13 protein-coding genes are annotated in these 12,697 nt (G+C 64.1%); 6 read left to right on the top strand and 7 right to left on the bottom strand.

Going from position 1 to position 12,697, the window contains the following annotated elements:
• Window positions 1-450 (top strand): PhoU domain-containing protein (locus AC1D0Z_RS10880; protein ID WP_477658261.1); only part of this gene is annotated, 450 nt, incomplete at its 5' end.
• A 40-nt stretch (window positions 451-490) separates the two neighbouring features.
• Here AC1D0Z_RS10880 and AC1D0Z_RS10875 read toward each other — a convergent pair.
• The 4 genes from AC1D0Z_RS10875 to AC1D0Z_RS10860 all read right to left on the bottom strand — a co-directional run bounded on the left by AC1D0Z_RS10875 (window position 491) and on the right by AC1D0Z_RS10860 (window position 5,600).
• Window positions 491-1,312, bottom strand: a complete 822-nt coding sequence (locus AC1D0Z_RS10875) for an NUDIX hydrolase (RefSeq protein WP_477658260.1) — start codon at window positions 1,310-1,312, stop codon at window positions 491-493.
• Window positions 1,313-1,557: 245 nt separating this feature from the next.
• Window positions 1,558-2,931: a DUF1501 domain-containing protein gene (locus AC1D0Z_RS10870; RefSeq protein ID WP_477658259.1), complete on the bottom strand. Its 1,374-nt coding sequence runs from the start codon at window positions 2,929-2,931 to the stop codon at window positions 1,558-1,560.
• Between the two features lie 122 nt (window positions 2,932-3,053).
• On the bottom strand, window positions 3,054-4,487 hold the full coding sequence (locus AC1D0Z_RS10865) for a DUF1800 domain-containing protein (protein ID WP_477658258.1): 1,434 nt from the start codon (window positions 4,485-4,487) through the stop codon (window positions 3,054-3,056).
• Window positions 4,488-4,604: 117 nt separating this feature from the next.
• Window positions 4,605-5,600, bottom strand: coding sequence for a quinone oxidoreductase family protein (locus AC1D0Z_RS10860; RefSeq protein WP_477658257.1), 996 nt, complete (start codon window positions 5,598-5,600; stop codon window positions 4,605-4,607).
• A gap of 141 nt (window positions 5,601-5,741) precedes the next feature.
• On the opposite strand from AC1D0Z_RS10860, the gene AC1D0Z_RS10855 reads away from it, so the two are divergent.
• The 3 genes from AC1D0Z_RS10855 (at window position 5,742) to AC1D0Z_RS10845 (ending at window position 9,216) form a co-directional block, all read left to right on the top strand.
• Window positions 5,742-6,641, top strand: a complete 900-nt coding sequence (locus tag AC1D0Z_RS10855) for a DMT family transporter (RefSeq protein ID WP_477658256.1) — start codon at window positions 5,742-5,744, stop codon at window positions 6,639-6,641.
• Between the two features lie 336 nt (window positions 6,642-6,977).
• Window positions 6,978-7,214 (top strand): hypothetical protein, encoded by a 237-nt coding sequence (locus tag AC1D0Z_RS10850; protein WP_477658255.1) that lies wholly within the window; start codon window positions 6,978-6,980, stop codon window positions 7,212-7,214.
• Window positions 7,215-7,227: 13 nt separating this feature from the next.
• Window positions 7,228-9,216, top strand: a complete 1,989-nt coding sequence (locus AC1D0Z_RS10845) for an AAA family ATPase (protein ID WP_477658254.1) — start codon at window positions 7,228-7,230, stop codon at window positions 9,214-9,216.
• A gap of 85 nt (window positions 9,217-9,301) precedes the next feature.
• On the opposite strand, the gene AC1D0Z_RS10840 is transcribed toward AC1D0Z_RS10845, so the two are convergent.
• Both AC1D0Z_RS10840 and AC1D0Z_RS10835 read right to left on the bottom strand, forming a co-directional pair.
• Window positions 9,302-9,676 carry a hypothetical protein gene (locus tag AC1D0Z_RS10840; RefSeq protein ID WP_477658253.1) on the bottom strand — a complete coding sequence of 125 codons (375 nt, stop codon included), beginning with the start codon at window positions 9,674-9,676 and terminating at the stop codon, window positions 9,302-9,304.
• Between the two features lie 17 nt (window positions 9,677-9,693).
• Window positions 9,694-10,488, bottom strand: a complete 795-nt coding sequence (locus AC1D0Z_RS10835) for an SDR family oxidoreductase (protein ID WP_477658262.1) — start codon at window positions 10,486-10,488, stop codon at window positions 9,694-9,696.
• Window positions 10,489-10,559: 71 nt separating this feature from the next.
• Here AC1D0Z_RS10835 and AC1D0Z_RS10830 point away from each other — a divergent pair, with 71 nt between their 5' ends.
• Both AC1D0Z_RS10830 and AC1D0Z_RS10825 read left to right on the top strand, forming a co-directional pair.
• On the top strand, window positions 10,560-11,129 hold the full coding sequence (locus tag AC1D0Z_RS10830) for an SH3 domain-containing protein (RefSeq protein WP_477658252.1): 570 nt from the start codon (window positions 10,560-10,562) through the stop codon (window positions 11,127-11,129).
• A 19-nt stretch (window positions 11,130-11,148) separates the two neighbouring features.
• Window positions 11,149-12,210: a M48 family metalloprotease gene (locus AC1D0Z_RS10825; protein ID WP_477658251.1), complete on the top strand. Its 1,062-nt coding sequence runs from the start codon at window positions 11,149-11,151 to the stop codon at window positions 12,208-12,210.
• 53 nt (window positions 12,211-12,263) lie between these two features.
• On the opposite strand, the gene AC1D0Z_RS10820 is transcribed toward AC1D0Z_RS10825, so the two are convergent.
• On the bottom strand, window positions 12,264-12,697 hold a 434-nt coding region (locus tag AC1D0Z_RS10820; RefSeq protein ID WP_477658250.1), incomplete at its 5' end, for an EamA family transporter.

Genomic DNA, 12,697 nt, shown 5'->3' with positions numbered 1-12,697 from the left:
GACATCATCAGCTTCACCATCAACATGGAGCAGATCGGCGAYATCATCGAGCGCGTGCTGATCGACATTGAAGACAAGAAGATCAAGCCGGGCCGCAACTTCTCCGAAGCCGGCATGGCTGAAATCGTCGAACTGCACGAGCGCCTGGTGGCCAACCTCCGCCTGGGCATGAGCGTGTTCCTCAACGGCACGGTGCGCGACGCGCAAAAGCTGCTGGAAGAAAAAGCGCGCTTTCGCGATCTGGAGCGGGCTTACGCCACGACCCACCTGGGCCGCCTGTCGGCCAATACGGTGCAGAGCCTGGAAACCAGCTCGCTGCACATCGACCTTATCAGCGAACTCAAGCGCATCAACTCGCACATCTGCTCGATCGCCTACCCGATCCTGGACTCGGCCGGTGCACTGGCCCCCAACCGTTTGCGCCAGCCTGCATTGACCGATCAGGCCTGAGGAACACCAGGCAAGGGCAGCAAGGGCCAGGCAGCGCCGCCTAGGACAGGCCCACGACATCCGAAAGAATCAGCGCGGCTTCCGTCGTGAATTCGCCGCGTTGCATGCCGTCCACCAGCTGCGCGGCATCCATCAGCCGGAACTGCGCCACTTCGCCGTCCTGGTTGTCCGGCGCCATGCCCTCGGGCACGGTGCAGCAATACCAGTCAATGTCTTCGACCACATAACCCGCACCGTTGCCGTCGGTGGCCGGGCGCCGGGTCGTAAGCCGGCCGCCGTAGCGCATCGCCTGCAGTTCGGCCACATGCAGGCCTGCTTCTTCCCAGGTCTCACGCGCCAGGGCGGTTTCCACTGTGTCTGCGGCGGACACCATGCCGCCCATCAGCGTGTCCCACAGGCCGGGGTCGTTGGACTTGTTGAGGGCGCGCTGCTGCACCCAGAAACGGCCATCGGGCGCCTGCCCTACCAGGTGCACCGCCAGTGTGGTGATGCCCAGCGGCCGCACGGCCGCGCGCTCCACCGTACCTTTGCGGTGGCCGAACTGGTCAGGTACCGCGAGCTGTTCGTTGCGCCACGCGCCGGCCAGCCCGGCTTCGTGCAGCGCGACCGCAATTTTGTTCAGGCTGGTGGTCACATCGCCCATCAAGCGCCAGCCCAGGCCGCCGGGGTGTTCCTCCTTCAGCAGGGGATGAGGGTCGTCTGTCACGGCATGCAGGGCCAGCTTGTGAAAGAAGCCCGGCTCCACCGAGCCGATCACCGATTCACCGGCCCACAGCGGAACACGTGGGCGCAGCGGCGGCTGGATCGCGCCGGCGCGCAGGGCTTGCAGCCATTGGGTATCAAAAGCAGGCGGCATCATCATGCGTCCTTGGGGCTCGTGCTGGCAGGCTATGGCTATGGATATGCGAAAGACCGGAGGCCAGCAAGCCATCCGGGATTCTGCTGCGCAGTTTACTTCGCCCACACCTACCGGACATTGCAACCCTGCCGGCCAGGCGCGAAACACCGCTCCGGGGATTGCATTTGCTATTTATTTGATAGCTGCTTGCGCTTATCCCTATTGAGAGAAACGGCTAAAACCCTTGAATCCTGCGCCAACCTGCGAAGCTAGGCTTTGGCGAACAAGCCGTCCAGACGCCTGTCCCACCTGGCCCCCGGCAACACATCGGCCAGCTGCGTGTCGCCAAACGCAAAGGTCCCCCGCAGCACCTGAGCCAGCACCGCGCGGTAATCGTGGTGCGCCGGCAAGTCACGGCCTTCGTTGAGTTGGGCCAGGCCCGTCCATTGGCCATGCCAGCGCCCGCCGGCGACACGGTTGCCCATGAGCCACATGGCATTGCCAAAGCCGTGGTCGGTGCCGCGAGTGCCGTTTTCGGCGCTGGTTCGGCCGAATTCGCTCATCACCACGACCACGTCGCCGGGTTCGGAAAAATCCTGGCACAGCTGCGCGATACCGCGCGCAAGGTTGCCGAAGTTGTTGGCCAGCTGGCCGGTGGCGGCGCCCTGGTTGGCATGGGTGTCCCAACCGCCGGCCGACAAAAAGCCGATGCGCAATTTGCGGTCGTTGCGCATCAGCGTGCCCAGGTGCTGCGCATCGAGCTGCAGGCCCACCGGGTCGGCCGCGCCGTTGCTGGCTGCCAGCATCTGCGCGTTCAGGGCTTGTGGACTGGCGGGCGCGCCATCACGGTCCAGCCGCTTGTCCGCCATGCGTCTGTTGTCTTCGGCCATTTTTCCGGCCCTGGCATTTTTCTGCTCCGTGAGCTCCTGCGCGCTCTGCATGCGGCTGCCCGCACCCTGGCGGAACGCTTCGCTGATCTTGTCGTCGCCGGCGTACAAATCCATCAGCGCCTGGCGGGTTCTGTCGTTGGCCAGCACGCCGGTGCGTTCGGCCGACTGGCCGCGCGGGATCAATCTGACGGCCGCCTGCCCGCCCAGGATGGCGGGGTTGGCCTCGCCCACACCGAGAGCGGTGGCGCCCGGTGCAGCGGCTTTGCCCAGGCCCGCTGTGGTGTTGAGCCACCCCGGCGCGCTGCTGGTCTTGCCGCCCTGCGCAATCTCCATCTGGTACTGCGCATCGAAATGCGAACGGTTGGGCGCGGGCAGGCCGGCCGCGGGCACAAAACCCAGAATGCCTTGCTGCCACAGCGGCAGCAGCGGGGCCAGCGCGGGATGCAGGGCAAAAGTCCCGTCAAGCTTCAAGGCGGTTTGCGCCGTGCCGTCGGGCGCCGCAATCGCGATGTTGGGGCGCAAAGCGTAGTAGTCCTTGTCTGCGTAGGGCACAAAGGCCGACAGGCCGTCGTACGCACCGCGCAGGAAGACAACGATGAGGCGCCCGCCGTCCAGGCCAGGTCGGCTCGCAGGCAAGGCTTGCGCCCACACACCCGGAGCCGCAAGCGACAAGGCGGACAGTGCGCCAAAGCCCAGCAGCAGGCGGCGCTGTTGCGAGTTCGGCGAGCAGGGGGAATCCGGATGGGTCTTCATGAAGGTCCTTGTTGCGGGTTATTCCATGCACAAATCAAGCGTGAACGCGAAGGCCCGCCGCAGACAGTGCTACAGCACGGCAAGGCGGGCCGACAAAGTGCACGTTTGATTTGGACATGGAATTATTTGCGCATGAAGTCAGGGCTGGCGAGCATCAGGCCGGTGCGCATCTGCGCGGGTTCCTGCGCAATGCGCTCGCGCGTCGCGATGCTGAAAAAAGCGTTGAGGTAAGACGGCTCGGCTGTGCGCTGGGCCAGGCCCATGGCGTAATCGGCGCGGCGCGTCAACGCCTCGGGCGCAAGCCAGGTAGCGGCATCGGTCTTGTAGCCGTCGGGCGTTTGCCAGCCGTGCATGGGCTGGCCCGCCTGCGCCAGGAAGCCCAGGGTTTGCACAACGTCACGCCGTTCCTTGACGCCACCTGCCGCAGTGAGCGCCGAACAGGCAAAGTCCAGCGGGGTTTTAAACAACTGGTTATCTTGCGCCCAGAACTCCGGTGAGTCAATCAGGGTTCGCATCACCGCGCGGATGTCGCCCTGGGTCGCGGTGAAGGTGGCCGCCAACCGGTTAACCAGCGCGGACGAGGGTTTGTCGGCCACAAAAAAACTGGCCAGCCGGGTGGACACACGCCGTGCGGTTTCAGGCCGGCGTGCCAGGTAGCGAATGGCTTCCTCGCCTTCCGCAATGCCCTCACTGCCGAACGTACGGCCCAGCAGCACCTTGCCTTCCTTGTCATGCAGGCGCTCGGCAAAACGGAATCCTTCGCCGTCCTTGAGGTTCACCGTCCAGCCGGTGAGGATGCGGGCCAGTTCGTGCACGTCTTTTTGCGTGTAACCGCTGTTCACGCCCAGGGTGTGCAACTCCATCAGCTCGCGCGCATAGTTTTCATTGAGGCCGCGGCTGTTGCTCTGCGCCTGGTCCAGGTAGAGCAACATGGCCGGGTGCCTGGCGCTGGCCAGCAGCAGGTCTTCAAAGCGGCCAAGGGCATTGGCGCGAATCACATTGATTTCATAGTGGCCGACAAAGGGGCGTACCGGGCCCTTGCCGACGAACACATTGAGGTGGTTGAACCAGAACTCGGTCATGCGGGCCAGCAGCGGATTTTCCAGCGCCGGATCGCTGCAGGACATCAGCCGCCAGGCTGCGGCGCCCTGGGCCATCTCGCGGCTGAATTTTTCACCGCCTGTATCGGCCGCAGCGGCCATACCGGGCTTGGGCGTTTCGCGTGCGGCCTTGCGCGCCTCCCGTTCGGCCTGGAAGCTGCGTGCAATGTCACTGAGCGGTACGTTGATGCCGGCAAGTTCGGCAGGAAGATTGGGAGGGCGCAGGCTTGCGGCATAGGCCGCATCCAGCTGCTGCAACGCCCAGGCGCGGGGTGAAGCCGCGGCCACCTGCGTGGAAGCCGGCGTGGGCGCATACCCCAGGCGCGAAGCGGCGCGCCATGTGGCGGCAAGCCTGGCCGGTGGCGGCGCGGCATCGGCCTGCGCCTGCGCAGCCGGAGCGACGAGGCAAGCGAGGAAGGCCGCGAGCATGCCGGCCTGGATAGTCACTGTGGGCATGGTGTTCTCCTGCAGCCCTTTGTAACGCACGCGGCGCGCCTTGCGTTGAATACCCCCTCCAGCTTTACACAGGTTTACCGCACAGAAGCCTGTGCCCTGGGGCAACTCGCCCTTCTTTTACAGCGTCAGGATGGTGCAGCCCGTGGTCTTGCGGGCTTCAAGCGCACGGTGCGCCTCGGCCACGTCGGCCAGGGCAAAGCGCTGGTCAATCGGGATGTGGACCTTGCCGCTGGTGACCATGGCAAACAATTCATCCGCCATTTCCTGCGTAGTCTCACGCGTCGCAATGTGGGTAAAGAGCGTCGGCCGTGAAACGTAGAGCGAACCCTTGGCAGCCAGCAGGCCGATGTCCAGCGGCGGCGTCTTGCCCGAGGCATTGCCAAAGTTGGCCAGCAGGCCAAAGGGGCGCAGGCAGTCCAGCGATTTGAGGAAGGTATCCTTGCCGACCGAGTCGTACACCGCCTTCACGCCCTTGCCGCCGGTGATCTCCTTGACGCGGGCCACGAAGTCTTCTTTGGCGTAATTGATGGCGAAGGCCGCGCCCTGCGACAGGGCCAGCGCGCATTTTTCATCGGAGCCAGCGGTACCAATGAGTTGCAGGCCCAGAGCTTTGGCCCACTGGCAAGCAATCAGGCCCACGCCACCGGCGGCCGCGTGAAACAGCACATAGTCACCAGGCTGCAGGCCACCCTGCGGTTGCGTGCGCCGCAACAGGTACTGCGTGGTGAGGCCCTTCAGCATCATGGCCGCGCCGGTTTCAAACGAGATCGCATCGGGCAGCTTGCACACGCACTTGGCCGGCATGACACGCAATTCGCAATAGCTGCCGGGCGGCTGGCTGGCGTAAGCCGCGCGGTCACCGGCTTTCAGGTGGGTCACACCCTCCCCCACAGCCTCGACGATGCCGGAAGCCTCCATGCCCAGTTGAAGCGGCATGGCAAACGGGTAGACACCGCTGCGCTGGTAAACGTCGATGTAGTTCAAGCCAACGGCCTTGTGGCGGATACGTATTTCGCCCGGGCCGGGGTCGCCTACCGTCACATCTACCAGTGTGAGTTCTTCAGGTCCGCCGTGCTGGTTGATGCGTACGGCTTTGGAGGTGATGGAGGCCATGGATTTCCTTGCAAARGTTGCAGATGGAGAAAGAAAAAGGGGTGGCCGCCATGGTGCCATGAATCGAAATGAGCCGCAGGCGCCAAGGGTTGAACCCTGCGCGGCAAGAGGAAAACAGTGGTGCTTGGTAAAGTCGCCGCCATGACCCAACGCCTCACGCCAGCCACCGCCACGCTGCTGGTGATCCCTCCTATGCTCTGGGCCGGCAATGCCGTGGTGGGCCGCCTCGTCACCGGCCTGGTGCCGCCCATGACGCTCAATTTCCTTCGCTGGGCCCTGGCCTTCTTCATCCTGTTGCCGCTTGCGTATCGCCTGCTGCGCCCCGAAAGCGAACTGTGGCACCACTGGAAACGCTTCGCCGTGCTGGGCCTGCTGGGCGTGGGTTGCTACAACGCCCTCCAGTACCTGGCGCTCAAAACTTCCACGCCCCTCAACGTGACACTGGTGGCATCCAGTGTGCCGATCTGGATGCTGGTCGTGGGAGCGCTGTTTTTTGGGCAGCCCGTAACGAAGCGCCAGATCGCCGGCGCCGTGCTGTCAATTGCCGGCGTGCTGGTGGTGCTGTCCCGAGGTCAATGGGAGTTGCTGATGCAGGTGCAATTGGTGCCCGGTGACCTTTATGTCTTGCTGGCCACCCTGTCGTGGGCGTTTTACAGCTGGCTGCTGTCGCAGCCCAAAGAACCAAAAGAGATCCGCCAGGACTGGGCCGCGTTCTTGCTGGCGCAAATCGTGTTTGGCCTGGCCTGGTCGGGCGCGTTTGCCGCCGGTGAAAGGGCACTGACCGACGCGCACATCCAATGGGGCTGGCCGCTGGCTGCAGCTTTGCTGTATGTGGCTGTCGGGCCCGCAGTGATTGCCTACCGCTGCTGGRGCRTGGGTGTGCAGCGCGTCGGCCCGGCGATCGCGGGTTTCTTTTCCAACCTCACGCCGCTGTTTGCCGCCCTGCTCTCGGCGGCTTTCCTCGGGGAGCTGCCGCACCTCTACCATGCGCTGGCCTTTGTGCTGATCGTGGGCGGCATCGTGGTGTCGTCGCGGCGCTGAACCGGCGGCAATGCTGCTGCGATGGTTTGATTTTTGCAACACCTTGCGAAAAACCATCGCATAAAACTTGCCAAGCCCCTGCGGGCTCTTCAGAATCCGTTCCTTGCTTTGAGCCGCTGCGCAACGAATAACCTTGCGCAGTAAACACCTTGAAGCCACCTAGACCCATGACTTTGTTCACTCACACCTGACGCACCTTCCACTGCCCCCGGCTGGATATGGTGCCAACCATACCCAGCCCTGCGGGCAGTCGGTGCCGTCCCTTCACGTGTGAAGCGCGCTCCGCAAACCCCAGGCTGATTTTTCGCCGGGGTTTTGCTTTTTCGGAGCGTGCACATGAGTGCCAAAACTTTTTCCCGTGACTTTGCCGCTGGCAAGGTCAAGCATTTGCGGCGCATGAAGCAGCCGCTGGCTTTGACCTTGCCGACACCCACACCACGCAATCCCGTGGTGCGCGCCCTCGCCGAACGTGCCATCACGTCGGGTGCGGGCAAACATATTCGCAGCGCCGGCGCCCATCGCCGGGCTGAAACCGTGGCCTTGCAAAAGGCCCTCAAAAATTTGACTGATTGACATGAAGAACGATATGACAACCGAGACGGTGGACGCAGCCCGCGTGCCGCCTGAGCTCATGCGGGAACGCAGTGCCCATCTGGCGCTGGTCGCCGCAGAACTGAAGACCGAGCTGTTCGGTATTGACGACATCATCGACCGGGTGATTGAGTCGATCCGCGCCTGGTATGTGCTGCCGCACATCATTCGCCGCCCGGTGATTGTGTGCCTGTGGGGCCTGACCGGCACCGGCAAGACCCAGCTCACGCGCCGGTTGGCGCAGAAGCTGGGCTTTTACGACCGTTTTGTGGAAGTGCAGATGGACGGCTTCAGCAACGGCAGCAGCTGGCGCAGCGCCGACTCGATCAGCGCGATGCTCGCGGAGTCGGGCGTCGCCGAGAGCGAGCCCGGCATGCTGGTGCTGGATGAATTTCAGCGCTTTCGCACTGTCGATGAAAAAGGCAAGGACTTCGCCGTCAAACGCTACCAGGATGTCTGGCAGCTGCTGTCTGACGGACGCCTGCCGCCCTCGCTGTCTTTCCTGCAGGAACTCGAGTCGTCCCTGGCGTATTCGCAATACGAGCATGAGCGCGAGCACCAAGACGAAGACAAGCCTGCAGCGGACGGCACCGTGACGAAAAAGCTGAAGTTCAAGCTCTCGCCCTACCAGGCACAGGAGTTCAAGCAAAGCCTCAAGCTCAAGGAGACGCTGCAGGAAGTGATGACCTGGTCGCCCCAGCAACTGCAGGAGCGCATGCTGGAATTCAAGACATCGACCGACTCGTGGGAGACGGATTACAGCCGCCTGCTGATCATCGTTTCGGGCAACCTGGACGAGATGTACGAAGGCACCGCCAGCCGGGTAGAAGACTGCGACACCGACGCCGACATCTTTCATGCGCTGACGAAAAAGCTGTCGATGATCGATGTCAAGAAAGCGCTGGGAGAGCGCTTCAAGCCGGAACAGATCGCGCGGCTGGGCAACAACCACGTGATCTACCCCTCGCTGAGCCAGGCGACTTATGAGCGGCTGATCCGCAGCACGTGCGCAAAATATGCCAGCGAAATGCAGGCCAGTGCGGGGCTGGAGTTTGTGCTGCATGAGTCGGTGTACGAAGGCATTTATGCCAACGCGGTGTTCCCTGCCCAAGGCACGCGCCCGCTGTTCTCGTCGATTCACGCCATCCTGAGCGCGCCGCTGGTCAATGCCGTTCTGTGGGCCTATGAGCAAGGCTTGCCGGCCGGTGCGACCCTGCACGTGAGCCTGGACGCCGCAACGCAATCCCTGCTGGTTCGACATGGTGAGAACGGCGGCGCAAGCACCGCCTACCCTGTACCGCTGGACCTTAACCAGCTCAAGCAGCGCGCCAGCCCCGACTTCCGGGCCCTGCTGGCGGTGCATGAAGCAGGCCACGGCCTGGCGTACGGCCGCCTGTTTGGCCACGCACCGCAGGAGGTCAAGATCAATGTTGCGTCTTTCGAGGGTGGCTACAACAGCTATGTGCAACTGAAGGCCGAGTCACGGCAAAGCTGCCTGGACCGCATCTGCGTGGGCCTGGCAGGCCGCGCCGCCGAGGCACTGGTGTTCGGTGAAGATGCCTGCACCACAGGCAGCGAAAGTGACTTCAAGAATGCCACCGCGCTGGCCGCGCGGTTTGTGCGCCACTTCGGTTTTGGCAACCGGCTAAGCCGCATTGACGTGACCGACAGCACCGAGGAGAACCTCAACACCGACGTTGAGCCGACCAATGCCGAGATTGAGGCCCTGCTGGCAGAGGCGTATGCACGCGCGCAGGAGATCCTTAAAACTGATTCGGCATTGCTGCTGCGCATCGTGGACGAGCTGCTGGCACACGGCCAGGTGACCAAGGAGAAAATGGCCAGTCTGCTGGGTGTCGCCATCGCGGAGGAAGAGCGAATGCTCGCGCCTTATGCGGAGCAGCTGGAGGTGTTTGGACTGCAGCATGCACTGATGCGGCGCGTTGCCAGCAAGGCGGAGCCTTGCGAAGAACCGCTGGCGTAGGCCCGTCAGAATGTTCCGGGAAAAAAGCACGGAGAGCGGCCCAGCTGCATTCCGTGCCCCCGGAGCCGGGTGACTCGGGCGGCGCTCAATCCGGCTCCAGTCCAAAGCGCCGCCTGAACGCATCGCAAAATTCCGCGGTTCCGCTGATCGACAGGGTCAGCGTATGCCGCGGCTTGCCGGATGGGCCCGCCCGGACCGAAAGCCGGCGCGCCGCTTCGTCATAGTGCAAGGCTTGGGGCGCCGTCAGTTCCTGCATGCCATGCAGGTCGTAGTCCCAGTCAAAGCCGTCTTCGAGCGGGCCGCGCCGCCCAGGAAATTCCCTATGAGCCCAGTCCAGTATCAGGACGACCTCGGCATGGACGGCTGCCACCTGCTCGGGCCAGGTTGGCGCGACGGCCTCCAGCGTACCCGTGCCGTCGCTGCCTTCCGCGTCATCGAAGTGGAGGTAGTCCAGGCTCAAGGGCGCGCGCTCAATGCTCAGTAGGTGCCCGGATAGGCCCCGCCGTCGGCCAGCACGTTCTGCCCCGTCATGTAGGCGGCATGCGTGCTGCACAGGAAGGCGCAGATGGCACCGAATTCTTCGGGCGTGCCGAAGCGCTGGGCCGGGATGTTCTTGCGGCGCGCGTCCATGATGGCCTCAAGAGGTTGACCGGTTTTTTGCGCCGCGCCGCTCATGGTGCCGCGCAGGCGGTCGGTGTCGAAGGCGCCCGGCAGCAGGTTGTTGATGGTGACGCCCTGCGCCGCAAGTTTGGTGCGCGCCACGCCGGCCACAAAGCCGGTCAGGCCGCTGCGCGCACCGTTGGACAGGCCCAGGATATCGATGGGCGACTTGACCGAACTGGAAGTGATGTTGACGATGCGCCCGAAGCCGCGCGCCGCCATGCCGTCGACCGTGGCCTTGATGAGTTCGATCGGGGTCAGCATGTTGGCGTCGACCGCCTTGAGCCAGGCATCGCGGTCCCAGTCGCGGAAGTCGCCGGGCGGCGGGCCGCCGGCGTTGGTCACTACGATGTCGAAGTCCTTGCGCAACGCGAACACCGCGGCGCGGCCTTCGGGTGTTGTGATGTCGGCGGCGACGTACTGGACGCTTGCGCCTGCGGGTTTGCCCTTATCTGCCTTCAGCTTTTCAGCTGCGGCCTTCAGCGTTTCCTCGCCGCGCGCCACGATCAGCACATGCACGCCTTCGCGCACCAGAGCCTCGGCGCAACCCAGGCCCAAACCTTTGCTGGCGCCGCAAACCAGCGCCCATTTGCCTGCAATACCCAAATCMATAATAATTCCTCATTACAACCACAGGGGGAGAGCGGCTCATGATACTGAGTAAATACAAAATGCAGGCGGGAATGGTTATCGCTCCCCTGCTCACATCACTGCTGGTTTTCAGCGCCCCGGCACACGCCCAGCCGCAAGGCGAGGCCGTACTGATCAAGCGTGCAGCCCAATTGCGTGAAGGCCCGGGCGAATCGGCCCGCAGCCTGGCGCCGTTACCGGTACAGGCTTCCGTGACCCGGCTGGGCGAGCGCAACGGCGCGTGGATCAAGGTCCGCACAGCCGACGGCACCAGCGGTTGGGTGCACATGTTTGACATCACGGCCCCCAGCTCGCAGGCCGGCGCCGGCACCGGTGCGCTGCGCAGCCTCTCGAGCTTTTTCAACAAGGGCAGCGCACAGGCGCCGGGCGGCGCGGTTGCCACCTCCACCGTCGGCATTCGCGGCCTCGGTGCGGAAGACCTGGCCAATGCCGTTCCTAACCTGGCGGCGGTGGCGCAAGCTGACGCCAACCGTGCGAACGCTGCGCAAGCCCGGCAATTTGCGGGTAGTGCCTCGCTGAACACCCGGCAGGTCGAGCCCCTCCCCACACCCGCACCTCCGGCCGCCGCACCCGGCGCCAGGACCGAGCAATACGGCGGCTAAAAAAACAAGAGGCATCGCAATGAACCTTCACACCCTCCAAACACTGGCAACGCCCGCACGCCATGCGGTTTTTGCATTGGCCCTGGTGGCCGGCCTGCTCCCGTTGGGCGCACATGCACAGGATGCAGGCAAGGCGCTGGGCGGCCTGTTCCAGTCACTGATACGCCCCAACCAGCCGGCGCAGCCCGCCCCTGCGCAACCCAATTCCGCGGCCGGCCTGGCCGGCGCATTGCTGGGCGCCAGCCTTACACCTGGTGGACAGCAGGCGGCCCAAGGGGGTGACCTGTTCCAGCTGTTGTCACAGTCGCTGGATCAGATTGACGAGCCACGTGAAATCCAGATCGGCCAGCAACTGGCCGCCGTACTGCTGGGCAGCAAACCGCTCTACCCTGACGTGGCCGCGCAGCGCTATATCAACCAGCTGGGGCGCTGGATCAGCCTGCAGTCATCGAGGCCCGACCTGCCCTGGACCTTCGCCATCCTCGACGACCCCGGCTTCAACGCTTTTGCCACGCCGGGCGGTTATGTCTTCGTCACCAAAGGCCTGATGGACCGCGTGGCGGACGAAGGCGAGCTGGCAGGCATCCTGGCCCACGAAATCACCCACGTCACAGCCAAGCACCACCTGATCGCCATGAACAAGGCGGCACGCGCCGGCCTTCTGACGCAGGTGATCAGCTCCCAGCTGAAGAACGACCTGGGCGGCCTGGTGTCGTCGCAGTTGCTGGCATTGGGCAAGAACATGTACACCAAGGGCCTGGACCAGCAGGACGAGTTTGACGCCGACCGTACCGGCGTGGCCCTCGCCACGCGTGCAGGGTTCGATCCCTACGGCCTGGTGGCGGTGCTGCAGCAACTGCGCAGCGCCGCGCCGGACGATGCGCTATTTGCCCTGTCGCTCAGCACCCATCCACCGGCACAGGTTCGCCTGAACCAGCTTGAGCAGGCCATGGGCAACCGGCTGGACGCTTATGCGGGCCAGCCGTCTGTTACGGTAGCGCAGCGGATGACCGCCTCGAACCGCCGGCCCACGGCGCAGGCGCCCGCACCCACGCGCACCACCGGCAAGAAAACCAACTAGGACGTAACGGGCCTGCGACGGCGGCACTTCTTCACCAACCGGGGCCGCGGGGGCTATCTGGTTCTGGTGAAAACAAAGATGCCGGCGATAACCAGCACCGTTCCCGCCGCAACCCAGGCCGTAAACGGCTCACCCAGAATCAACACACCCATCAGGATGGTGGACATGGGGCCCACCATACCGGTCTGCGCCGCCATGCTGGCGCCGATGCGTTCGATGGCCATCATCACCATCAGCACCGGCACGGCAGTGCATAGGGTGGCATTGAGCAGCGACAGCCAGATCACCTCCGGCGCCACGGCCGCCGCGCTCAGGGGCCGCAACAACACGAACTGCAGCAGGCAGCACAGGCAGGCCACAGTGGTAGCCAGCCCCACCAGCCGCAGGGAACCGAGCCGCCTGACCATCTCGCCGCTGTACACCAGATAGAGCGCATAGCTCACCGCGCTCAGGAACACCAGCAGCGCACCCCAGGCAGCGTCTGCAC

The organism is Polaromonas sp. P1_E3, from assembly GCF_056405935.1.
The sequence above is the reverse complement of the archived record's forward strand: the minus strand, read 5'-3'. Positions and strand labels throughout refer to the sequence as shown.